The organism is Natronobacillus azotifigens, from assembly GCF_026805325.1.
Lineage (GTDB): Bacteria > Bacillota > Bacilli > Bacillales > Amphibacillaceae > Natronobacillus > Natronobacillus azotifigens.
Genome location: NZ_JAPRAT010000009.1, coordinates 73,727 through 98,957, shown reverse-complemented (window position 1 = coordinate 98,957; position 25,231 = coordinate 73,727). Strand labels below are relative to the sequence as shown.

The following is a 25,231-nucleotide window of genomic DNA, read 5'->3' as shown; positions in this document are numbered from 1 at the left end:
TCGTCCATTACTATTATACGAGACTACCTGAAAGTGATAACCAAATATTTTATTCTCGTTGTTTTGAAGTGGGAGTCTTACGGACGATTGCTCCAGGATTAAGAAACCAATAGCAAACTTTTCTATTTTTTCTCGGCAATGCTATACTATTTACAAAGATATATAATGGAGGGAAAACGATGGAATTCACAAAATCAATTGCATTACATAATGAGGCACTAGACCATATTGTCGGAGGGGTAAACTCACCATCTCGCGCATATAAAGGAGTAGGTGGGGGCACACCTGTTTATATGGAAAAAGGGGCGGGTGCTTATTTTTGGGATGTGGACGGAAATAAATATATCGATTATTTAGGTGCCTATGGTCCGATCATTACCGGACATGCCCACCCACATATTACGGCAGCAATTACAAAATCCGCAGAAAACGGCGTATTATTTGGAACGCCCACTGCATTAGAAAATACTTTTGCCAAAATGTTAAAAGAAGCAATTCCTTCCTTAGAAAAAGTGCGCTTCGTTAATTCTGGAACAGAAGCAGTGATGACAACGATTCGAGTTGCTCGTGCGTATACAGGTCGCGAGAAAATCATTAAGTTTGCCGGTTGTTATCATGGCCACAGTGATATTGTGCTTGTTCAAGCAGGCTCTGGTCCTTCTACACTAGGAAACCCAGACTCAGCCGGGGTAACAAAAGGAACTGCTCAAGAAGTTATTACCGTACCATTTAATGATATCAACGCGTATGAAGAAGCGCTAAAAATCTGGGGAGATCAAATCGCCGCTGTCTTAGTAGAACCGATTGTCGGTAATTTCGGAATCGTCGAACCAAAGCCAGGCTTTCTTGAAGAAGTTAATCGCTTAACTCATGAGAGCGGAGCATTAGTGATCTATGATGAAGTAATAACGGCTTTCCGATTCACTTATGGAAGCGCTCAACAGCTAGTTGGGGTTGAACCAGATCTAACTGCTTTAGGAAAAGTGATTGGTGGGGGATTACCGATCGGTGCTTATGGTGGGAAAGTAGAAATTATGGAACAAGTTGCTCCTTTAGGCCCTGCTTATCAAGCTGGAACAATGGCTGGGAATCCTGCATCGATGTCTTCTGGAATTGCTTGTTTAGAGATACTTCAACAACCTGGCATCTACGAAAAACTAGATCAATTAGGACATAAATTAGAAAAAGGTATATTGGCTTTAGGAAAAAAACATACTATTTCTGTAACTGTCAACCGTCTGAAAGGAGCCTTAACCGTTTATTTTACAGATAAAACGATTGAAAACTATGCGCAAGCAGAACAAACTGACAGCGTTCAATTCGGAAAATTCTTTCACCTCATGTTAAGACAAGGTATTAATTTAGCGCCTTCGAAATATGAGGCTTGGTTTTTAACGATTGCCCATACAGAGCATGATATTGACAAAACTTTGGAAGCAGTTGATCACTCTTTCAAACAAATGAGTATCCGTTAATTGGCAAAGAATTAGTACCTAATCATTATTTTCTCTATTTTATACACAATTTTGAATATTTATTAAATTTAGAATTGATTCTATTTTGGAAATGTGCTATGCTTACGTTGAAATTTATTTTTCAACTCATGCTTTTTATTTGTCAATTTGTATGACTTCCCTTCAAAGCATGAAGAACTTGGCCTTTTCGTGAATCACACACGAAAAGGTTCTTTTTGTTTTCAGGGGATAGCATCCTAATTGTTTAAAAGGAAAAGAGATCGGAAATAGAGGGATAAAGATTAGAAATAAAGAATAAAACTTCATATGACCTTCAGATCTTCCAACCAATTGTTGATCGGGTGAATGATCGAAAGTCCTTGAAGTATTCCTGAATAAATATAAGTTTATCCCGAAGCAACCGTCCGTAAGACTCCCACTTCAAAACAATAAGAAAAGCAAGTTGTTTAAGTGGGAGTAACGGACGCTAGCACCCCGAATGGTTCAATTAACAATCAGTGGGGGAATAACTAAAAAATCTCCACTGATTAAAGTTTCACTTTATCCCTACTGTAAACAATGAGGCATTTCCAATGGTTTTTAAACAGAGGCCTCACCGACAGCTTTAGGAAAAACGATTATGATTTTCAAGTTCTTTTAAGGAGGGATGGCGCTCAACGCCACGAATTATGAAATTAGGCGCACGTATGTTAAAAACTGGTCTTGCAGTTGCGCTTGCTCTTTATGCAGCCAGCTTACTCAACTTTCCTTCGAATGTGTTTGCGGGATTTGCTGCTGTATTTGCAGTACAGCCGTCCATCTATCAATCGTTTAAAACAATTATCAATCAATTACAAGCAAATATTATTGGTGTTAGTTTAGCAACATTGATGGCATATTCATTCGGAACTGATCCGTTTGTTGTTGGTTTTACTGTTACGGTCATTATAGGAATTTGTCTTTATCTTAAGATGGAGCGAAGTACTGTATCTATCGCATTAATCGCTGTTATATCTGTAATGGAAACAACACAAATGGAAGTATATCAATTTGCATTATTACGCTTTTCTTCTCTTATGCTCGGGATCTTTTCAGCTTTTATCGTCAATTTGTTGTTTTTGCCACCAAAATACGAAACGACGCTTTTTCAGCATATCGAACAAACTACTGGTGAAATATTACAATGGCTTCGTGTAACCACAAGACATATGTCTGACGATCCATCCTTAAAGAAAGAAATAAATCAGATTCAAAAAGATGTCCGCCGTATGGATGAAATTTATTTGTTGTTTTCCCAAGAACGTGTATACCTTCAGAAGAATCGTTTGCCAAAAACGCGAAAGCTCGTTGTATTCCGTCAACTAACTCTTACTTCTCGTAAAAGTTTTTTCGTTTTAAAGGCCATTCAACGAGTGGATAATCGGACAGCGTTAATTCCTGACGAGTTGCAGAGTTTGCTTGTGAAAGAAATTGACCAACTAATACATGCACATGAACAACTTTTATTAGGCTACATGAGACGAATCAAACGAAAAAACAAAGATCCGATTGAATATATTTCAGAACCCGCGATTATTAACTTAGTTGGATCTTTAATTGAACTTTATCAATCCAATGAGTCGGAACATTATATCTTTTTATCGGTTGCTACCGCATTAAGTGAGTATCATCATGAACTCATTCATCTTCAAACATTGCTACACAGTTACGAAAAATACTACAACAATGAAAAACTTGAAATACTACCAAAAAGAGAAAGGTAAAGCGTGCTTAGTGAAAGGACATTTGTCAAGGGATTTACTTGTCATTGATTTTGCAATCAAAACAAGCAGGAACGATGTTAGCTAACATCGTTCCTGCTTGTTTATTTTTCTATAATGGTTGGATCATCTAGCTTTTGTACTTGATATAAATGATAGTAACCACCTTTTTGTTGCATTAGTTCTTTATGAGTACCTTGCTCTACTAAACGGCCATTTTCTATTAAAATAATACGGTCCGCATGGGTGATCGTAGACAAGCGATGCGCGACAATAAATGTCGTTCGATTGGAAGCCAACTTCTCTAATGCTTCTTGGATTAAATGTTCACTTTCTAAATCCAAAGCAGAAGTTGCTTCATCAAGAATAAGAATCGGTGGGTTCTTCAAGAAAACACGAGCAATGGCAATCCGTTGTTTTTGACCACCAGATAATTTCACACCACGCTCACCAACCATCGTATCATATCCTTTAGGAAGTTCGCTGATAAACGAGTGGGCATTGGCCGCTTTTGCTGCGGCGATCACTTCTTCATCTGTTGCATCAGGGTTTCCCATTCGGATATTCATCGCAATGGATTCACTAAATAAAATATTGTCTTGTAGGACCATGCCAATTTTATCTCTGATGGACCTTGCTTGAACATCTCGAATGTCTGTACCGTCAATTTCAATCGATCCAGATGTCACGTCATAAAAGCGTGGAATTAGACTGATAATCGTTGATTTCCCGCCACCACTCATTCCAACTAATGCAATTGTCTCTCCTTGCTTGACATCTAAATTGATGTTCTGTAATACCATTTCCTCTCCCTCTTCATAACGAAAGGAAACATCCCGGAAAGAGACGGATCCATCTATTTTGTCTAACCATAAAGAGTTCTCTTTATCTTTAATGTCATAATCCTCATCAATAAACTCATAGACACGATCCATCGACGCAATGGATTGAACAAGTGTTGTAGAGGAATTCATTAAACGTCGTAATGGAGCATAAACCCGTTCCATATAATTCACAAATGCCACCATCGTACCAATGGATAAACCTGCTGATATCGTAAAATAACCAGCAAAGCCAATAACAAGCAATGGGCCTAAATCGGTGATCGTATTCATTACCGCAAATGTCCTTGCATTCCATTCGGTATGGTCTAATGCTCGATTTAAGAAGTTTTTATTATGATGATCAAATTGATCTTGTTCATAGTCTTCCAGTGCAAAACTTCTAGTTACAGAAATGCCTTGGACTCGCTCATGTAAATGTCCTTGAACTTGAGCCAATGCTTGGGATCGCTCTCTTGTTAGTCTACGTAATCGTCCGTAAAATATCTTCACAGACACTGCATATAAAGGGAATAGAGCAACAGCAATAATCGTCAGACAAAGGTCCATATTAATCATGATGACTAGGGCAATAAGGATTGTCGTCATATCAAGCCATACGTTCATCAACCCCGTCATAACAAAATTCTTTGTTTGTTCCACATCATGAATCACACGGGAAATAACTTCCCCTGTTTTTGATTGGGAATAATACCTTAGACTAAGTTTTTGAATGTGACCAAATAGTTTTTCTCTTATATCATAGAGAACTCGATTTCCTACCCACTGCGCCAAATATTGACGTAAGTATTCAACCGGAGGACGCAACACAGCAAAGATAACAAAAGCAAAACCGATTAAAAGAAATAATTCCTGAAGTTGTTCTGTCTGTGTTAAATCGTCTGCCCCAATAATATTATCAATAATATGCCGAATAAGCAGTGGCATGAGTAGTGGTATACCAAATTTTACAATACCAATCAAAATGGTTAAGAGAATTCTACCTTTGTACGGCTTTACAAAACCTAAATATCTTTTTATACTATCCATTGATTCACCTCACATCCATTACATTAAAAACAATTTTGTAAGGGTTTGATGGTGACAAGCGAACGGTTGTCAACCATCAGACCCTACTATTCATACTAGAAAATCTTTTGCATCTATTTAAAGACACACCGAAAAATATTGCGATAAAGTGAAACTTCAATTAGTGAGGTTTTAGGTTTTTCCCCATTGATTGCTAGCCCTAAAGGATGATCTAAAGACACTTGAAGCCTTCGGGGTACTAGCGTCCGTTACTCCCACTTAATCAACTTAATATTCTCGTTGTTTTGAATTGAGAGTCTTACGAACGGTTACTTCGGGATAAGCTGGTAACTCTTGGCAGATCAACAAAACACTTATGCTAATAAAGAAAAACCTTGCTAAGATAACAAGGTTTTCCTGTTCGATCTTTGATAGCTACGAGCGATACGTCAAAAATAGTTCGTATAGTTGCTCCACTTGATCATGTGAAAAAGGCCCTTTTCGCTGTCGAATCCAATACGTTAACTCATCGATGTTATTCTTCAGAATAGAATCTAACACACACGGATAATTCATTTCTTTTCGGTGAATGACGTATTCATCCTCATCCAATAATGTATACGTCATATCTGGAAAGACCTTTACATCTAGATCATAATCAATATATTTAACGGCATCCCCTTCGTAAACAAATGGTGAACTGATATTACAATAATAATGTATCCCGTCATTACGCAACATACTAATCACATTGAACCAATGTTTTGTGTAGAAAAAACAGATTGCAGGTTCACGTGTAATCCATGAACGACCATCACTTTCCGTCACCAATGTTTTGTCATTCGCTCCAATCACTCTCTTACTTGTTGCTTTCAGTACCGTTGTTTCTTGCCAGATGCGATGGAGCTGACCATTATGTTTATAACTTTTGATTTGCATGGGTAATCCTGGTTGTGGGCCAGCCATCCTATCTCCCTCTCTTTGTGAACTCATTCATATTATAACTTTAATTTGCTACAAATGAAAATATTTTAAAGCATCGGTGAAAAATGATCAACAAAATGATGAAAAAACAAAAATAAAGACAAAAATGCATGATGAAACCACGTGAAAAGGCTCTTGCATTATTTAGCAAGAGCCTTTTCGATATTACTTATTTAGGATACACTTATTGCTTTTTTTGTTGAGATTGTTGGTTTTGACGTCTTACTTCTTGTGCGTCTGTTTCTGAAGCAAATTCAGCTCCGTACTGCCCTTGACCTTGTGCTGCTTGTTGGTTTTGACGTCTTACTTCTTGCGCGTTTGTTTGGCTAGGGTTTTGGTTGTTGTTGTTGTTATTGTTGTTGTTTTGGTTGTTGTTATTGTTGTTGTTGTTTCTCTTTGCCATCTCATATCACCTCCACAAACATTAATGTAACCAAATCCCTAAACCTTATTCTAAATTTTTTTATTTTTTTGTTCCTTTAGATTTTTTCTTAAAATGATAACTGTGAGATGATTTTCTGGTGTGAAACCGGGAAAGGATATGCCGTTAGATCTTGTTCGGAAACGAATCGTCCTACTACTCCCTCCACTTCCTTCACGTCCACGACAAACTGATAGACCTCTAATTCCCAAATCACATGAGAAAAAACGTGTTTGACCGGGCTGAGCTTTTTACATCCAAAAGTAGTTATCGGGTACGTCTGTTCTAGCCATGCAGATAAATAATCAAAGTCTATCTCACTTTTATTAATCATGGGAAATTGCCACAAATTCGCCAACAAACCTTCATTGGGACGTTTTTCAATGTAGACCTCTCCATCTTTATTCATAAGAACAACAGCATAATACGCGTGTGTTTTTTGTTTTTTTGCTTTTGACTTGATCGGTAATTGCGTTTGTTTACCAGCATGATAAGCTCGGCAATGTTTTTGAACTGGACATATCGAGCAGTTCGGATTTTTGGGTTTGCAAATCAATGCCCCTAATTCCATCAATCCTTGATTGAAACTGGAAGGATCTTTTGAGGAGATGATTTCACGTAGTACCGCTTCAAAGATTTTCCTTGTTTTTTGTTTCGCGATGTCATCCTCGATACTCAATACCCTACTCATTACACGCATAACATTTCCATCCACTGCTGGTTCAGGCATGTCATAAGCTATACTCAAAATTGCCCCTAGCGTATACGGTCCTACACCTTTTAATTCACTTAATAATTCAGGAGTTTTTGGAACTTTTCCTTCATATTTTTCGGACACTTCTTTTACAGCTGATTGTAAATTTCTTGCACGAGAATAATATCCTAAACCTTCCCAAGCTTTTAATACCTCCTGTTCATCAGCATTAGCCAAATCTTGAGGCGTAGGGAATTTATTGATAAAACGTTCAAAATAAGGGATAACTGTTTCTACTTGTGTTTGCTGTAGCATAATTTCTGACACCCAAATTTTATACGGATCTTGATCCATTCTCCATGGCAAATCTCGTTTTTGATCCTGAAACCAATCAATTAAATTGGATTCAAAAAGCTCTTTATTAAAATTTTGTAAAAATTCACTTACTTCTAAATGCTTCAATTGATATCACCCTTTGTACTATGTAATAATGAATGGGACATAATAATAACGTGGGAACTAGTTTAATCTTAGGCAAAAATGGCTACTAATAACTATAGGTGTCTTTAACAACTATGATTTTTTTGAAAAACAGTTGTTCCAATAGAACATTATAACATGAAAGGGGCAGGCTAAGATGGATACCGGAACCCATATTGCAATGGGAGTTGCACTCGGTGGAATTGCAACGCTTGATCCCGCGGTTCAGCAAAACCCTGCACTATTCGGTGCTGTAGTTGTTGGAACAGTTATTGGATCACACGCACCTGATTTTGATACCATTCTTAAATTACGGAGCAATGCGCTTTATCTGCGCCATCACCGTGGAGTTACACATTCTCTACCGCTTGTTCTTTTGTGGTCACTCATTATTCCGATGCTACTTTATCTAATCATTCCAGGCATACCATTCCTAAACTTATGGTTGTGGGTGTTATTAGCTGTTTCCATCCATGTATTTGTTGATGTATTCAATGCATATGGTACGCAAGCTTTGCGACCATTCTCGAATAAATGGATAGCTCATGGGTTTATTAATACCTTTGATCCAATTATATTTGGAGCCCATGTCGTAGGTTTTGTTTTTTGGATGTTAGGGGCTAATCCTGCAATAACCTTTTTAATCATTTATTTTCTTTTGGTATTTTATTACCTTAAGCGTTACTGGCAAAAAAGAGTATTGGAACGTAAAATACGCATATTTTATGGGGAAGTAGAAGGAATTGTTACTTCACCTACCATTAAACAAAACATCTGGCGGTTGGCCATCACAACAAAAGATAGTTTTTATGTTGCGCGAGCGATTGATGGAAACATTCAAATTGTTGATCAATTTGATCGTAAACCATTACCCAATAATAAATTAATGGCTACAGCTAGGCAAGATAAAAATATCGCTGCATTTTTGTCTTTTTCACCGGTGTACAGGTGGGAATTAAAGGAGTACGATGATTATACAGAGGTTCGTTTTATTGACCTCCGCTACCGTTCGAAAGATCACTACCCATTTATTGCTGTCGCTCAGATAGATGATCGGCAAAGGATCTTAAATTCTTATACCGGATGGGTTTTTTCTGAACAAAAATTGCAGGATAAATTACTGATTGAAGATAAGTATCAATAAAGTGAAACTTCAAACAGTGGGGGTTTTTAGTTATTCCCCCACTGATTGTTAGCCCTAAAGGATGACCTAAAGGCCCTTGAACCATTCGAGGTGCTAGCGTTTGTTACTCCCACTTAAACAACTTGATATTGTCGTTGTTTTGAAGGGGGAGTCTTACGGACGGTTGCTCCGGGATAAATTCTATATGTACCCGTAGTGCGTTTTCAAACGGTGGTAATTAGAGGTCAGCCGGCAAGAAGTATTTTTGACGAGCATCGCGTTAAGGTATCGAAAGACGAAAAAGCCGTCTGTTCTTAGGGTTTGAGAAACTTATTGAACAGTTTCTGCAATTCCACATAATTCAGCAGTGTTCGGGTCATACTAGGAGTGCACAGAAAAATGTGCACAAATAAAATACTTGATAATTGATGAAGTTCAACCAACCACGATTACAAGGATGATGACGATGAAAACAGATCAAAATCCATTTCAATCACCACGTGCCAAACCAAAACACGCTTCACATCAAGTGAATGGCGAGACAGAGGCAAGTCAAACACAGAAAATTATCAAGGTAGACACCAAAAAACGAATGTAAATTAATGGAGCACCACAAATTGTGGTGCTCCATTGTATTTTTACGTTCTCACTGTTTCCATAATAGAAGTAAGAGTCGATTTATGATTACACAAGTCACAAAATACCAAGTCAAACGACGATGGCCAGAAGCATATAGTGCGAGTGCGGGAAGTCCAAAAATTACTGTTTCTAACAGGATATGAGAGATCGTTGATAAGTGAATCTTTGCATTAGGTGAGCCAAAAAAACCCCATACCATAGCAATGAATGTTGGTATTCCAAAGCCGAACAGTATCTTCATTGTATAACCATTACCAACCCGAAACCCCCAATAACCAAGGGCTATTAATCCGCATATTTCTAGTAGAAACCGTAATATTATATTGGCATATTGCAGTATAATCATAATGAACGCTTACCTCCCACTCATCTTGGTTTCGAAAAACCGAAAATTCTCTTACACGTATCTATTCAAATTATTTTATCCCTATTCTTAGTATTGATCATTTTTTCCCTTTGTTAATACTTACGGGAAGATTAATTTACAAGAAAAATAATTCTATTCTTCGAGATATTCTTGAATAAACCGATCAATTTCTTCGATTCCAAATCCTTTTTGATACAGCGAGGCTTTTACCTTTTGTTTCAACTCATAACCTTGCCACTTTTTTGACTGTTTTCGCAAAATCTTTTTCCCTTGGGTAATAACAGCAGCCCATTCTTCTTGATTGTCTTTTACTTGCTTGAACTGTTCCAATGCCTCTGTTATGACTGCATGCGAAAAACCTTTTTGCATTAGCCCTTGTTTTTGTTTCATTATTTTTTGTTGATGTGATTGTCGGTTTGTTTTTTTCGCTTCTTTAACCAACCATTTGTTTATTTTTTCTAATTGATCCTCTCTGCTAAAATCAGCTAAAGCAGTTTCTGCAACACTCTCATGAACTCCTTTTTCTTGTAGCTCTTTCTTAATCAGTAATGGACCTTTTACTGTAGTATTTACTTTTGTCCGAACAAAGGCAAGAGCAAATGCCTCATCATCTAATAATTTCTCTTTTAGCAAACGATTAATAATTTCTTCAATGTGTTCTGGATCAATCTCTTTTTTCATCAAATATTGCTTCATTTCAAAGACCGATCGCATGCGATGACCTAAATAAATTAATGCTAAAGAATAAGCTTTGTGAATCGTGTCTTTGGAAAGCAAGGCATCAATCGTTGGTTGATCTAGTTCTTGTCCTTTACGAATCATCTCTTCTATTAACGTATTCTCTTCAACACTAAAGCCATAAATTTCTTTATCACCTTGTTTTAAGAAAACATTGTAGCGTTGATTATTTCTTTTTTGTTTGGTAATCCTAGTAACCTGTGGCAAAATATTCACCTCTCTCTTGTAGTTGTTTGATGACTGGAGAAGGCTAAGTTCTCTCTCCTAGGCAGAGTCGAAATTGCTTTATTGAGACAAGGATGCATTAACGAACAAATTAACCGATATCTATATATTCTAATCTTTTGCGTAGTACCCGCAAAGCGTCTTTCTTCGCTTGGCGCTTTTCTTCACCAAAACCATAAGCAGTAATCATATCTTGCAATTCTAATTCTAACACGAATTGCCAAACCGGAACTTTACTTTCAATTTTCACATAAACGGTAAGCCAATCTAACTGGTGAACAATATCCAACAAGGTGAACTTGTCATTTAGATTCCCCATTACTTCTGAATGTAGTGCGTGTTCCTTTGCGGAAAAAATGAAACAGCCAATCATTATCTTAACACTCCTTTGTTTGTTCTTATAAGGATTATTTTACTATATGTTCACTAGGAGAACAAACAAATTCCACGAACTATTTAAAAACATGTTAGGATTACTCATATAACTAGATAGAGAGTGATATTAAATGAACACAAATCGATTAGCAACGAATATAAAATACTATCGAAAACAAAACAATTGGACACAACAGAAACTTGCAGAGGAATTAAATATTTCTCGATCGGTGATTGCTAAGTGGGAGAATGAAGATGTTTTACCGGATCTTCCTGCTCTGTTGAAGCTAAGCTCGCTCTTTCAACAGTCGCTTGATCAATTACTCGGAATCTATTCTAATGATGAGCAAACATTAAGTGATTTTCAACAATTATACTCAACGAAAAATAATCCAACGCTAGAAACAGATGAAAACATGATGAAAATTATTGATTATCTCATAAAAAATCCGCTTGTTAAGGAACAAATCTTACAAATGATTGATTTACCTGTAAAGCGCCAGAAAAGTGTTCAACGTATATTAAAAACTGCTACCACAGAAATAGAGCGGTTATGATGATACTAAAGTAAAACTCAATCCGTGTGTTTTTTAAGGGATTCTCTAATGATTTTAGCCCTAAAGGCTGTTGGATCATTTGAATACTCGATTTCATGTTTCTAAATAAGATATTTTTTGAAGTGGAAGTCATACAGACAACTGTTCTGGATAAAGTAACATTTTATGTGTTCTATCTTTCAATACATACAAAAGAATTTTTAGTATAACAGTTGCTTTCCCATAGGTAAAACGCCAGATGACATGAATGGTCATCTGGCGTTTTACCTATGGAAAGTGTCACGCTATAGCGTGATAGGACAAGTATTCGCATGTCACCAGTAGCCCCTTACAAAATATAGCTTCTTATTATTTTTTTACCTACAAAAATAAACCCACACAATTTCGTATATGGGTCTACTTATTTATGAAAAAATAAAATAATGGCTATTAATCTATCATTTGCCTTCGCGTATAACATACTTGCAACTTTTCCCACCTTTAGCGATGCAAGCTACGCGTTCTATCTCATCCGTACCTAGCACTTCTTTAAACAATTCTAATTCACAATTGCATGGCTTTTCATAGCGATCAGCAATAGCAGCAATTGGACAATTAAATTGTTCAAAACAGACTTCTACTTCTTCACCAGTAGTACGCTCGTTGTTTTCTCCAAATTCAGCCATATAACCATTTTCATTTTGTACGTCTACCAGTTGTTGCACTTTCTCTGCTAGTGAATCATCTTCAAAAATACGACGAAGATACTTCTTTCTCATTCTTTTTTCTCGATTTTCAAATAAAGTATCGATCGCCTCATCGCCCATACTTTCTTGAATGTCTTGTAGAATCTCAACCGCTACTTTGTCATAGTTTGTCGGGAATAATTTTTCCCCTTTATCTGTTAGCATGTAAAAAATGACCGGGCGACCCATCGGTTGTCTAACTGTGCGCGAGCTAATTAATTGCTCACCTTCCAATTTGACTAAATGTTTTCTTACAGCCATTTCTGTAATGTCCAAGTGTTTTTTTAGGCCACTAACAGAAAGTTCTTTCTTTTTTTTCAAAAGTTCTAAAATCGCTTGACGAGTTGACATCTCCTTCACCATTTCCAACACCTACCCTTAGGTCTATATTACCTAATAAAGTTTGTGAAGTAAATAACAAACTTTATTTTTATAATTAAATGTCTACAAAGTTTATTTTTTGTTCATAATTAGGCGTGAAAAGATTCCCATTTCATCTATCTGCGAACCGCTATAACATAATATTTGCTATATACTTATATTTTTAGTATAACATATTCAGATAGGAGCGTGGACAGTATTGGAATTATCCTTGTAGAAATTTGTGAGAGTAATTTGCTGAAAACGATAGACATAGAAAACTTATTGGAGTCAGAATATCCGGAAGTATCCGTTTTAATTACTGATTGCTTATCATTTTGTGGATTGTGTCGATTACGACCATTTGCTTTAGTGAACGGTAAACGGATTAAAGGAAATACAATAGAGGATTGCTTAACGAATATTCGACAATACATTGAAGCAGAATTGGCAAATTTTTAAACGAACATCAAGCATTTGGATCTGGAAATGCTTGGTGTTTATCATTTCCCACAATACACCAAATAATACTGGCATTATTTCTTTTCAGTAACTTTTTTATTGAGATTTTGCTCAATACTTCACTATCTACTGTTTGATATCATTCTGTTGGTTCGCTTCATGGCATTGCTCTTTGACTTCTTTCTTTACAGCCTTTTCTCTGTTTGTAGACCTCAATTGAACTTCATTCATTTCTAGATTCAACATTTCAAAACCTGTTTCAAATGTAGCAAAAAATCGATAAAACTACTTCGATGATTAGTTCTAATTATAGTAGATATTTCCTATATGTTTTTCCGTTAAACCTTGAGATAATGTTTTTAAACTTTTTATACATAAAAATATCTTTTGATTTACAAATAGACTATCATCATTTAGAATACTATATATAGTTATACTATACACACCAAACAACAATATATAGTGTTTTTATCCAACATGACCTACATAATGAATATGGAACCATATATATTTTAGGAGGATTTATTTATGCTTACTACTATTAATTCAATCACCACGAAACTAGAGGAACTTGGTGAAAAATATCAAGTGGATACTTCTGTATTACAAGAAAAAATTAGAGAAACTACAGTCTCAGAACAAGCTTTTAATGAGGAAGCACTGTTTTATGCGTTAAATCGTATATCTATGGATCAACCGAATTGGACGTTTGTTTCTGCCCATTTCTATTTAGAAGAACTCTATCAAGAAGCAGCAAAAAATCGTGGTTACGATCCCTTGCAGAAATACCAAGGTTTTTACTCTTTAATAGAAGTCTTAATAGAAAAAGGGATTTACAGCAATGATTTGTTCGATCACTATACGAAAGAACAAATTGATTTATTAGAAGCTGAAATCGTTTCAGAGCGCGATCAATTATTCAATTATATTGGTCTATTTTTATTAGCTGATCGTTATCTAGCAAGAGATCACGACAAAAATTTGTATGAGCTACCACAAGAACGATTTATGGTTATTGCAATGAGGTTAATGCAAAATGAAGCTCCTGAGCAACGTCTGGAATTAGTAAAAGAAGCTTATTGGGCATTGAGTAATTTATATATGACAGTAGCTACACCGACACTTTCCAATGCAGGGAAGAGTTATGGACAACTTTCTTCTTGTTTCATTGATACGGTTGATGATTCATTGGATGGTATTTATTTAAACAACTGGGATATCGCACGTTTAAGTAAAGACGGTGGTGGTATCGGTGTTTATTATGGAAAAGTCCGTGCTTTAGGTTCAGATATTAAGAAATTTAAAGGCAATTCTTCTGGTGTTGTTCCTTGGATTAAACTATTAAATGATACTGCAGTTAGTGTTGATCAACTAGGACAGCGACAAGGGGCTGTTGCGATTTATTTAGATATTTTTCATAAAGATATCATGAACGGCTTTCTGGATTTAAAGACAAACAATGGTGACGAGCGAAGAAAAGCGCATGATATTTTCACAGGTGTATCAATTCCTGATTTGTTCATGGAACAATTAAAAGTAACTGATGAAAACGGAAAAAGCATTGGCGAATGGCACACCTTTTGCCCACATCAAGTAAAACAAGTGATGGGTTGGAAAGATGAAGCTGGCAATCCACTTGGTCTTGAAGATTTTTATGATGAAACAGACGAGAAATATTTTTCCAATAAATACTGGGAAGCAGTGAACCATCCGTTGTTACCACGAAAAACATATCGTGCGATGGATGTTATGGCCAGAATCATGGTTGCCCAATTAGAAACTGGTACACCATATATGTTCTACCGTGATGAAGTAAATCGTCAAAATCCGAATAAACATGGACGTGGTATTGGGCGTACTTCGATCTACTCTAGTAATCTATGTACGGAGATTGCTCAGAACATGTCACCAACGACGATTGTGCGAGAGTATCAAGATGAAGACGGAAATATTGTCATCGTTCGAAAACCTGGTGAGTTTGTTGTTTGTAATTTATCTTCTATTAATTTACCAAAAGCAGTTCGTGCAAATGTTTTGGATCGTCTAGTACGTGTGCAAGTTCGTATGCTTGATAACGTCATTGATCTTAACACCATCAGTGTTGGACAAGCTGAAGCGACGAATAAAAAATATCGAGCAGTTGGATTAGGTACATTCGGATGGCATCATCTATTAGCATTAGAAGGCATTCATTGGGAGTCTGATGAAGCAGTTGCTTATGCCGATAAAGTTTATGAAGATATTGCTTATTACACGATCAAAGCTTCAATGGAACTAGCAAAAGAAAAAGGAGCGTATTCTCAATTTGAAGGCTCTGAATGGGAAACTGGTCGCTATTTTGAACGTCGAAATTACACGAGTGATCGTTGGAATCAGTTACAAGCAGATGTTGCAAGCGCTGGAATTCGAAACGGTTGGCTAATGGCTGTTGCACCAAACTCTTCGACAGCTAAAATTGGCGGTTCGACAGATGGCATTGATCCATTATACGCTGTAGAGTATGCAGAAGAGAAAAAGAACTTCAAATTCAAAGTAACAGCACCTGACCTGGATCATGTGACTTATAACTATTATCGCCGTGCCCGTCACGACCTCGATCAAGTATGGAGTATTAAGCAAAATGCCAAACGTCAACGCCACGTGGACCAAGGCATTAGTTTTAACCTTTATGTTCGTCATGACATTAAGGCAAGAGAATTGTTAAACTTACATGTAGCAGCATGGGAGAACGGATTAAAGACAACCTATTATGTAAGAAGTACTTCGCAAACTGAAATTGAAGAATGTGAAGCATGTCATAGCTAATTAGATTGAACAAAAAGGGACTGGGTGGTTACTCAGGGGATGCGGGGCCGCGACTTTTCTCATTTGCTCGCGTTCTCCCGGATTTGTTCGCGACTTTTACGATTTGCTCGTATCCATGGCTTTTTGCTAAGGTAATTTTTTAGGAGGAAGATATCAATGACTCAAACAAATGAACCATTAAAGAAAATAAAATTATTAAATCCAACGTATCCAAACAAGTCAACTGGGATTATTAACGGAAAATCATCTGGTCTTTTAAATTGGAACGACATTGCCTACCCACAAATGTATGATCTCTATCAAACATTACTATCAAATTTTTGGAAAGCCCAAGAAATAAATATGCAAGATGACATCAAACAATGGGATCAACTAACAGATGTCGAGCGCGATGTTTTTTTACGAATTAATACACAACTAGCATCGCTTGATAGTTTACAAACTCCAACAATGACACATGTTATGGATTACGTGACCGACTCAAGCTTTAAAGCAATTTTTGCCGTAATTTCACAACAAGAAGCTGTGCATAATGAATCATATTCATATATTTTAAGCTCACTCGTTCCTTTACGAGAACAAAACGAGCGATTTGATCAAGCAAAAGATGATCCTGTAGTTCAAAAAAGAAATCAACTCATTCTAGAAAGTTATGATGCTTTTCACCAAGATCCAACGCCACAGCGATTATTCGAGCTTGCGATTAACTCGATTAATTTAGAGGGAATCTATTTTTACGCAGGATTTGCCTTTTTCTATCACCTTGCACGTCAACAAAAAATGCTGAAAACAAGCACAATGATTAGCTATATTCAGCGAGATGAAATGCAACATGCATACTTTATCTCACAATTCATTCGTATTTTATTGACTGAAAATCCTGAATTAAATACCGATGAAAATATTCAGTTCGCATACCAAACCATTGACCAAGCTGTATCATTAGAAAAAGAATGGGCCGACTATATTCTAAAAGACATAAAAGGTATTGATTTGAATGAGTTTCATCATTATGTGGAATATCTAGCAAATAAACGTTTACGACAAATTGGCTTAGATAATTATTATGAGGAACGGACGAATCCAATGGCATGGATTCATGTCTTTAGTGATGAAATGCTGAATGAAACAAAATCAGATTTCTTTGAACAAAAATCTCGCACCTATACAAAAGTCTCTTCCTCGAACGGATTTGACGAATTGTAGAAAGGTAGATACCAATGAAAGCAGCAATTATTTATAGCTCTATAACAGGAAATACCGTTACACTAGCAGAAGCAATTGAACTTGAAATGAGACAAAATAAAATCGACGTAGATCTTATTCCGATTAATGAACTCGATTATCAACAATTATCCTGCTATGATACGATTGTAATCGGAACGTACACATGGGGAAATGGAGATATACCGCCTGAAATGGACGAACTATTTTTCACCATTGAAACGAGAGACTTTCAAAACGTGACTACGGGAGTATTTGGTACTGGAGATAGTTTCTATCCTTACTTCTGCGGAGCGGTGGATTTATTTCGAGATATGCTCTATGTTCACACCAATTTAGCGGTGACCTTAAAAGTTGAACTCTTGCCACAATCAGAGGATTTAGCCAAAGTTAAAACCTTTTGTCAACGTTTAGTCACCCCGCTTGTAACAGTTTAAATAAAGATAAGAAAAAGGATTGGTAGTTATCAGCTACCAATCCTTTTTCTATTTAATCTTCTAATGAAAATTGTTTTATTTGTTTTTCTAGTTTTTCTCCAGCTTCTTGAAGGTTTTCGGCTGAATCTGTGATCACTTTTAATGCAGAAAGTTGTTCTTCTGTAGAAGCATTCACTTCTTCTGTTGATGCGGCAGTTTGTTGTAAAATTGCAGCGATATTACTAATGGATGAAACTACATTATCTTTATAAGCGTCGATATTGGTAATATCTTCTCCAATCGAGCTAATCGCTGTAATCATTCGATCGTTTTCTGACGATATACTTGAAAATAATTGCGATGAATCTACGGCAGCTTTATTTTGTGCATTAGCAATATCTTTTGTAGCAGCGATCTGTCCAACGGCTTCTGTTGAAGTCTCTTGTACCAAAGAGATGGTTTGACTAATATTCTCTGTCGCTGAAGAAGTTTCTTCTGCTAATTTACGAACCTCTTCCGCCACAACAGCAAACCCCTTCCCATGTTCACCAGCTCTAGCAGCTTCAATGGAAGCATTTAACGCAAGCAAATTCGTTTGCTCGGAAATATCACGAATAGTTTTTACAATGGTGCCTATTTCCGTCATTCGGTTAGACAATTGTTGAATAACATCTTCTATAGTTAAAACAAGCTTGGTTGATTCTTCTGAGCGATCTTTCAATTCCGCCATTTGGTTTACACCTTGTGAATTAAGTTCTTGCACTTTAGTGGAATAGGATTTTAATTGATCCGTTTGTGTTACCAAGTTCGATAATTGAGCAGATAAATCAACTGTTTGTTGATTGGTTTCTTCTGCATAATTAGCCGCCTCACTCACTCCTTTTGACGCTTCACTCATGGCACGATTTATTTCTTCACTTGATGCAGTTGTTTCTTCTGCAACCGAACTTAATTGCTCGGTAGCATCAGATACGGTGTGAATAGACGTATACACAGAGCCAACAAGTTCGCGGATGTTATTTACCATCAGGTTAAAGTTCTCTGTTAATGCCCCAATCTCATCCGTAGTAGTTGGCTGCAATTGAGCCGATAAATTCCCGGCAGCAACTTTACTAACTTCAACATGTAATAATTGTATAGGTTTAGTAAACCTTCTCGCCATGACAAGCGCAACCATAACAAATACGAAAACGAGGATCACTAACAAGCTAATCATCTGGATTAGCAATTGATTTAACGATGCAAATGCATCTCGATCTGGAATGATTAGACCTAGTGACCAATCTGTTCTCGGAATGTGCTGATAATAAATATGGGCATCCCCAATGGATAGTTGATTTTGCAATACACCCGTCGCATTCTGGTCTAATGCATTATTTAATTGGTACAGTTCTTCATCCTCTTGTATAGTTAGTTCTAGGTTTGTCTCCCCATCAGGGTCAACAATAAATTCTCGATTTGGACCTAGTAAAAAGGCTGTACCACTAGTCCCAGTATCGATGGAAGCTACAATCGATTGTAAGTTTCCAATATCGATATCACTAGAAATAATTCCTGCAAATTCTCCGGATGGCTGATAAAACGGAATACTTGTAGTAATTAGTGTCGTTCCTAATCCCTCATCAAAATAAGGTGTTGTCCAGGTAACATCTCCCGAATTAGCACCATCTTGATACCAATCATGACTCGGATAATCATAATCACTATTTTCATATTCATTGGTAAAAACAATCGATTGTTCATCTTTGTAACTATATGGGCCAAAATATTCAATATCTTCATGATAACCAAATGGTTCAAACCAAACACCTAAACCAAAAGTATCCTCATTGATCATAAGTAATTCTTCAAATAATCGCGCATAATCACTATGATCAAACTCTGTTCCAGTTGCTTGGACAACGCCACCTAAAGACTCCCCAATCCTTTGGTGACGAATAAGTTGTCCATCAATCTCTTGAATTACCTCATCTGATAATATATTCATCTTCTCAGCTATCTGGTTTTCTAGCTCGTTTCTTGCAAAAAAATAGCTAAGAAGTGCTAAAGTGATAAATCCTATAGTTACAATAGGTATAAATACTAAAATTTTCTTTTGGATACTACTTTTTAATTTCATCTCTTCCCCTCCTTTTTGTTATTCACCTATATTATCGACAAGGTTCGACAAAAACTGTAGAGGGGAGCACGAGTTTAATCATGCATATTTATTCTTATCGTTCCATCATCACCCAATATAGATGGAGTTTTTCTTTTCAAAGAAATAGCATAAATTATTTTTATCCCAGAGCAACCGTCCATAAGACTCACACTTCAACTGCGATTACTTACCTCATCCTAAATATTTGCACATGGAGAGCGTAATGTATTTCCATAGCGGTACGTTTTCTATCATCGTTTTATGCTGTGCACAAAGAACTTAAAGGACCGGGCGGTGGTTTGCCTGATTTCTCTTATAAGATAACAAAAGTAATTAGCTTTATGGCGATATTTTTAGGTTAGATGTTTTATCTTTAAATAGATGCAAAAGATTTTTTAGTATAACAGCTGGGTCTGATGGTTGGTTTCCCGGTTTATCTTAGTAAGGTTGCTAAATCTACATGAGTAATCAGACATGATCTTGGTCTTAAGATTTCCTCCAATCTGTTAAAGAACGAAAGTCCAAATCGTAGGTTTAGTAAAAATCCAAGGATTTAATCTTTCTTTAACAATCCGAATTCCCGAAATAGCTTACACCTTTGAACGGCTAGAATTCCTTTCCAATACGTACGAGCAACGGAAAACACTTCTGGATATGTCCCCCAGTCCCAAGAAATATCCCAAATATCCTCTTCATCTAATACACCTAAGTAATAAACAATATTCTCTTCAACAGTTGTTTTCCATTTTTTATATAAGGGATGATCAGTTGAATCAATGAAATCGAGTGGTAAGGCGAGATAACTTTCTCCCCACTTGGATGGGTCATACTCAATAACTTGCTCAACTAATCTTAATACCTGCCCCTGAACTTCTGAAAATACGTAGCCAGTTTTCTGTTCAAGTTTTGTTTGATTAGTTTTAAGCACTTTTACTAATTGTTGATAATTATTCACTTCATGAAAGTCCATTTCATCCACTTCCATTACACGAGAGAGTGCCTTGTCTATACAAAGCCAGCCAATGTGCTCTGCTCCCGGATTGTTCTGAGACCAATGAATGAGATATCCTGCTAGTTCTGCACTAGGATTATACATCCAATTTTTCTGGACACCTTCTTTCCAACTCCACCAAGGTGCATGAGGAAAATCGTTCGTTTCCGGCTCAATCGTATGCCATAAACCGGCTTGGTCATCATATGTCTTAACAAGATAGGCGATTAATTTTTGAACGATTGGCACATTTGCTTGTATATCCAATTCATACAATAATTTAGCCGCTGTCCAAGTTGCAATTGCTGAGGATTTTGGTAACCAAAAATCTGGCTCCAATCCATTCCCGAAACCTCCATCCTCATTTTGAAACGCCTCCAAAAATACAATGACCTCCTGTTTTGAACCTTCCTCAAAATAGTATCTCCACAGGGCAGATTCTAGTGGTCTAGCATTACGTTTAATCCAATTGCCCGTTTTTTCAAACAAGTAAGTAGACTGTTCCATGTACATTCCCCCGATTCTATTAAAAACACATATTTTGTAAAGATAACTTCTAGCTCTGTTTGATAATCTCCTGCTATTAGTAACGTATAACACGTCGTAAATTGGGGTAGAGTACAAAAAAGCATACCAAATCAATGATTTAGTACGCTTCATTTTTGTTTTATACAACATCTTTCAAGTTATCTCATAGTGTTGGCTAGTATGTGATCATTTCCTCATAACGATTAACCAAATTGTGCATGATGCAAACGACTATACACGCCATCTTTTTTGATTAAATCTTCATGCTTCCCTTGTTCTGTTATTCCATCAGGGGTTACTACAACAATGCGATCAGCATGCTTAATCGTTGCTAGTCGATGGGCAATGACTAGAGTTGTTCGTCCTTTTGACAAATCAGCCAATGCTTGTTGGATCGCAATTTCTGTTTCGGTGTCTAATGCAGAAGTCGCTTCATCAAGAATTAAAATAGGTGGATTTTTCAAAAACATTCGCGCGATAGATAAGCGCTGTTTTTGGCCACCAGACAATTTCACACCTCGCTCCCCGATGACTGTCTCTAGTCCATCAGGTTGATTCTCGATAAAATCATCTAGTCGAGCTTTGCGGGCTGCAGCAATAATCTCCTCATCACTTGCATCCAATCTCCCATAAGAAATATTTTCTTTTATCGTTCCCGAGAAAAGAAACACATCTTGTTGAACAATTCCGATTTGATTTCGCAACGATTGTTGTTTAATTTCTTTGATGTCCACACCATCGATCGTAATTGCTCCATCATCCACATCATAAAAACGTGGTAACAAGCTACATAATGTCGTTTTTCCTGCTCCTGATGGACCGACAAATGCCACGGTTTCTCCTGGATATATTGATAAATTAATCTGCTTCAATACCTTTTCCAAACCTTTATAACCGAACGTAACATCATGATAGTGAATAGCACCTGAAAGGGTTAAATCCACTGCATCTTTCGCATCTGCTATCTCTGGTTCGGTATCCAATACTTCTAAATAACGTTTAAAACCAGCAATTCCTTTTGGATAGCTTTCAATAACGGCATTAATCTTTTGGATTGGACCAATTAAAATGTTCGTAAGTAAAATAAAAGCAACAAATTCTCCATGTGATAACGTATCTCCAATCACAAACCACGATCCAAACATGAGTGCTGATAAAGTAATTAAACGCATTAACATATAATTCGCTGTAACATTCTGCGCCATGATTTTATAGGAAGACAGTTTTGTTTTTCGATATTGTGCGTTATTTTTCGCAAATTGTTTTTGTTCATAATCTTCATTCGCAAATGCCTTTACGACACGTATTCCACCAATACTGTCCTCCACGCGAGCATTAATATCCGCTACATCGCGAAACATTCTTCGAAATGTAATCGTCATTTTCTTGTTAAAATAAATAGCCAAAATCACAATAAGTGGAACAACGACAAAAATAATTAACGCTAATTGCCAATTAATCGTTAACATAATGATTAACGATCCTACTAGAGTCATTACCGCAACAAATACATCTTCAGGCCCATGATGAGCTACCTCACCAATCTCTTCTAAGTCTTTTGTTAAACGGGAAATCGAATGACCCGTTTTACTATTATCATAATAACCAAATGATAGTTTTTGCATATGTTGAAAGAGTTTGCGACGCATGTCTGTTTCAATATTTATTCCGAGCATATGTCCCCAATACGTCACAACAAAATGTAGAAACGTATTTAACGCATAAATAAGTAACAAACCGACACATGCCCAAAAGATAATTGCCCAATTTTCTTCTGGCAATAGGCGGTCAATCACTTGATTGACTGCTAAAGGAAAAGCCAATTCAAGTAAACCGACAAGTACTGCACATCCAAAATCAAGAAAAAACAACCCTTTGTAGGGTTTGTAATAAGAAAAAAAGCGTGACAACATATAAATGATCTCCCCTTTTGCCCGAACCTACTTCTTATATAGAGAAGATTCATTGTTTTCATAATCGATATCCATTATATAACTAGTCCTGGATCGAGACAAGCAAATTGCCTTTGAACAAGTAACGAGAAACATACATTACGGTGTACTATTTTGACAAATTATTTCCCGGGTAATCATTAAGTTCAACAAGCAAAGAATATTTCCTAAACAATTATTGCACATAAAAACGACAGGAGAATCAAATCTCCTGTCGTCTCAATCAAATTATTTAAGATTATCGACAGCAGCTCTTTCTATTGCAAGGCCATCTTTGTAACGCTTAATATATTCTTCAAAACCTTTAACATCTTCAGGGTTTGGTGCGATCGTTTTCACCGATTGATCTGCAAACACTTTGTCGTTTAAGAAGTCATCTAACGTTTCGTTAGCTTCTTTATTTACCATATAAGCTGCAAGCAACGCGATACCCCATGCGCCACCTTCCCCAGCAGTTCCCATAACAGAAACTGGAGTGTTTAGTGCGCCCGCTAAAATACTTTGACCTACACCTTCTGTTTTAAACAAACCTCCATGACCTAATATCTCATCTAGTTGAACTTTTTCCTCTTTAATTAAAATGTCCATTCCAATTTTCATTGCACCGAATGAAGTAAATAAATGCGTACGCATGAAATTAGCTAAATTAAACTGGCTATTGGAAGAACGTGCAAACAAAGGACGGCCTTCTTCAAAATGGGTCACGTGTTCACCAGATAGGTAACCGTAAGATAATAATCCACCTGCATCCGGATCACCCTTAAGTGCTTCATTAAATAATGTACCATACATTTTATTCATATCTACTTTCATACCCATTGCATTAGCAAATTCTTTAAAAATACCAACCCAGGCATTTAAGTCTGAAGTACAGTTGTTTGAATGTGCCATAGCAACTAAGTTACCAGTAGGTGTTGTAACTAGATCAATTTCCGGGTGTACTTTCGATAAATCTTTTTCCAAAACGACCATAGCAAATGCTGAAGTTCCAGCAGAAACATTACCAGTACGTTTGGCCACACTATTTGTAGCAACCATCCCTGTTCCGGCATCTCCTTCTGGAGGACAAAGTGGGATTCCGGGACTTAACTCCCCACTAGGATCAAGAAGTTTTGCTCCTTCTCTCGTAAGCGTTCCAGCATTTTCACCTGCAACTAGAACTTTAGGTAGAATATCCTCTAGAGACCAAGGTAAGTGCTTTGAAGCAACCTTTTCATTAAACTGTGCAATCATTTTTTTATTATAGTCTTTTGTATCTAAATCGATTGGGAACACACCAGATGCTTCACCAACCCCGAGAACTTTATCTCCAGTCAATTTCCAGTGGATATAACCAGCTAATGTAGTTTGGAAAGTAATATCAGTAATATGATTTTCACCATTCAAGATCGCTTGGTACAGGTGAGCAATGCTCCATCTTTGAGGAATATTATAATTAAACAACGCTGTAAGTTCGGTAGAAGCTTGTTCCTGTAAATTGTTTCTCCACGTACGGAAAGGAACCAGTAATTCTTCTTTATTAAAGACCATATAACCGTGCATCATTGCACTAAATCCAATCGATCCTACTGTCTTTAATGTTACACCATACTGTTCTTTTACGTTGTCAACCATCTTTTGATAACTATCTTGTAATCCACCCCAAATATCTTCTAAACTATACGTCCACCTATTATCTACATAACTGTTCTCCCAGTCATGGCTACCAGAAGCGATCGGTACGTTATCTTCTCCGATAAGTACCGATTTAATTCGTGTAGAACCAAATTCAATACCAAGTACAGTTTTGCCACTTTCAATTGATTTTTTCACATTAACACTCATCTCATATTCCTCCTATTTTAAGAATTCTAAATCCATCTATGAATATTGTTCAGGAAAACCATTTTTCATCCAAATTAAGTTAGTAAGCGCTTTCTGTATACCTGTAAATGTGTTCACTTGTCGGTACAACTACTTTA

The 25,231-nt window shown here is 36.7% G+C and carries 21 protein-coding genes; 9 read left to right on the top strand and 12 right to left on the bottom strand.

Annotated features, from left to right (window positions below; genetic code table 11):
• Positions 1-179: 179 nt before the first annotated feature.
• Both OWO01_RS06575 and OWO01_RS06570 read left to right on the top strand, forming a co-directional pair.
• Positions 180-1,475, top strand: coding sequence for a glutamate-1-semialdehyde 2,1-aminomutase (locus tag OWO01_RS06575; protein WP_268779641.1), 1,296 nt, complete (start codon positions 180-182; stop codon positions 1,473-1,475).
• Positions 1,476-2,143: 668 nt separating this feature from the next.
• Positions 2,144-3,217: an FUSC family protein gene (locus OWO01_RS06570; protein WP_268779640.1), complete on the top strand. Its 1,074-nt coding sequence runs from the start codon at positions 2,144-2,146 to the stop codon at positions 3,215-3,217.
• Between the two features lie 101 nt (positions 3,218-3,318).
• On the opposite strand, the gene OWO01_RS06565 is transcribed toward OWO01_RS06570, so the two are convergent.
• From OWO01_RS06565 to mutY, 4 genes are all read right to left on the bottom strand, one after another.
• Positions 3,319-5,085 (bottom strand): ABC transporter ATP-binding protein, encoded by a 1,767-nt coding sequence (locus OWO01_RS06565; protein WP_268779639.1) that lies wholly within the window; start codon positions 5,083-5,085, stop codon positions 3,319-3,321.
• A 414-nt stretch (positions 5,086-5,499) separates the two neighbouring features.
• Positions 5,500-6,030: a nucleoside tri-diphosphate phosphatase gene (gene ntdP / locus OWO01_RS06560; RefSeq protein ID WP_268779638.1), complete on the bottom strand. Its 531-nt coding sequence runs from the start codon at positions 6,028-6,030 to the stop codon at positions 5,500-5,502.
• Positions 6,031-6,232: 202 nt separating this feature from the next.
• Positions 6,233-6,451 carry a gamma-type small acid-soluble spore protein gene (locus tag OWO01_RS06555; protein WP_268779637.1) on the bottom strand — a complete coding sequence of 73 codons (219 nt, stop codon included), beginning with the start codon at positions 6,449-6,451 and terminating at the stop codon, positions 6,233-6,235.
• An 88-nt stretch (positions 6,452-6,539) separates the two neighbouring features.
• Complete coding sequence (gene mutY, locus OWO01_RS06550; protein WP_268779636.1) at positions 6,540-7,625, bottom strand: A/G-specific adenine glycosylase; 1,086 nt, start codon at positions 7,623-7,625, stop codon at positions 6,540-6,542.
• 175 nt (positions 7,626-7,800) lie between these two features.
• Here mutY and OWO01_RS06545 point away from each other — a divergent pair, with 175 nt between their 5' ends.
• Both OWO01_RS06545 and OWO01_RS06540 read left to right on the top strand, forming a co-directional pair.
• Positions 7,801-8,787: a metal-dependent hydrolase gene (locus tag OWO01_RS06545; RefSeq protein ID WP_268779635.1), complete on the top strand. Its 987-nt coding sequence runs from the start codon at positions 7,801-7,803 to the stop codon at positions 8,785-8,787.
• A gap of 445 nt (positions 8,788-9,232) precedes the next feature.
• The gene (locus OWO01_RS06540) at positions 9,233-9,364 is read left to right on the top strand and encodes a YpzG family protein (protein ID WP_268779634.1); all 132 of its coding nucleotides are present in this window, start codon (positions 9,233-9,235) and stop codon (positions 9,362-9,364) included.
• A gap of 48 nt (positions 9,365-9,412) precedes the next feature.
• On the opposite strand, the gene OWO01_RS06535 is transcribed toward OWO01_RS06540, so the two are convergent.
• The 3 genes from OWO01_RS06535 to OWO01_RS06525 all read right to left on the bottom strand — a co-directional run bounded on the left by OWO01_RS06535 (position 9,413) and on the right by OWO01_RS06525 (position 11,108).
• On the bottom strand, positions 9,413-9,751 hold the full coding sequence (locus tag OWO01_RS06535; protein ID WP_268779633.1) for a YrdB family protein: 339 nt from the start codon (positions 9,749-9,751) through the stop codon (positions 9,413-9,415).
• Between the two features lie 153 nt (positions 9,752-9,904).
• Positions 9,905-10,726 carry a recombination regulator RecX gene (recX, locus tag OWO01_RS06530; RefSeq protein WP_268779632.1) on the bottom strand — a complete coding sequence of 274 codons (822 nt, stop codon included), beginning with the start codon at positions 10,724-10,726 and terminating at the stop codon, positions 9,905-9,907.
• Between the two features lie 100 nt (positions 10,727-10,826).
• Positions 10,827-11,108, bottom strand: a complete 282-nt coding sequence (locus OWO01_RS06525) for a dsRNA-binding motif domain-containing protein (protein WP_268779631.1) — start codon at positions 11,106-11,108, stop codon at positions 10,827-10,829.
• A 133-nt stretch (positions 11,109-11,241) separates the two neighbouring features.
• Here OWO01_RS06525 and OWO01_RS06520 point away from each other — a divergent pair, with 133 nt between their 5' ends.
• Positions 11,242-11,667: a helix-turn-helix domain-containing protein gene (locus OWO01_RS06520; RefSeq protein WP_268779630.1), complete on the top strand. Its 426-nt coding sequence runs from the start codon at positions 11,242-11,244 to the stop codon at positions 11,665-11,667.
• Between the two features lie 437 nt (positions 11,668-12,104).
• Here the strand turns inward: OWO01_RS06520 and OWO01_RS06515 are convergent, their stop codons facing one another.
• Positions 12,105-12,755: a helix-turn-helix transcriptional regulator gene (locus tag OWO01_RS06515; RefSeq protein ID WP_268779629.1), complete on the bottom strand. Its 651-nt coding sequence runs from the start codon at positions 12,753-12,755 to the stop codon at positions 12,105-12,107.
• A gap of 216 nt (positions 12,756-12,971) precedes the next feature.
• Between OWO01_RS06515 and OWO01_RS06510 the strand changes: the two genes are divergently transcribed.
• The 4 genes from OWO01_RS06510 to OWO01_RS06495 all read left to right on the top strand — a co-directional run bounded on the left by OWO01_RS06510 (position 12,972) and on the right by OWO01_RS06495 (position 17,680).
• Positions 12,972-13,214: a YuzB family protein gene (locus OWO01_RS06510; RefSeq protein ID WP_268779651.1), complete on the top strand. Its 243-nt coding sequence runs from the start codon at positions 12,972-12,974 to the stop codon at positions 13,212-13,214.
• 528 nt (positions 13,215-13,742) lie between these two features.
• A complete protein-coding gene (locus OWO01_RS06505; RefSeq protein ID WP_268779628.1) occupies positions 13,743-16,019 on the top strand; it encodes a ribonucleoside-diphosphate reductase subunit alpha in 2,277 nt (758 codons plus the stop codon).
• A gap of 156 nt (positions 16,020-16,175) precedes the next feature.
• Entirely contained in the window at positions 16,176-17,225 is a 1,050-nt protein-coding gene (locus OWO01_RS06500; RefSeq protein WP_268779627.1) for a ribonucleotide-diphosphate reductase subunit beta, read from the top strand.
• Between the two features lie 14 nt (positions 17,226-17,239).
• Complete coding sequence (locus OWO01_RS06495; RefSeq protein ID WP_268779626.1) at positions 17,240-17,680, top strand: flavodoxin domain-containing protein; 441 nt, start codon at positions 17,240-17,242, stop codon at positions 17,678-17,680.
• A 52-nt stretch (positions 17,681-17,732) separates the two neighbouring features.
• Here the strand turns inward: OWO01_RS06495 and OWO01_RS06490 are convergent, their stop codons facing one another.
• The 4 genes from OWO01_RS06490 to OWO01_RS06475 form a co-directional block, all read right to left on the bottom strand.
• Entirely contained in the window at positions 17,733-19,778 is a 2,046-nt protein-coding gene (locus OWO01_RS06490) for a methyl-accepting chemotaxis protein (RefSeq protein ID WP_268779625.1), read from the bottom strand.
• Between the two features lie 574 nt (positions 19,779-20,352).
• Complete coding sequence (locus tag OWO01_RS06485; RefSeq protein ID WP_268779624.1) at positions 20,353-21,297, bottom strand: hypothetical protein; 945 nt, start codon at positions 21,295-21,297, stop codon at positions 20,353-20,355.
• Between the two features lie 224 nt (positions 21,298-21,521).
• Complete coding sequence (locus OWO01_RS06480; protein ID WP_268779623.1) at positions 21,522-23,231, bottom strand: ABC transporter ATP-binding protein; 1,710 nt, start codon at positions 23,229-23,231, stop codon at positions 21,522-21,524.
• 267 nt (positions 23,232-23,498) lie between these two features.
• Complete coding sequence (locus OWO01_RS06475; protein WP_268779622.1) at positions 23,499-25,094, bottom strand: xylulokinase; 1,596 nt, start codon at positions 25,092-25,094, stop codon at positions 23,499-23,501.
• Positions 25,095-25,231: the final 137 nt, after the last annotated feature.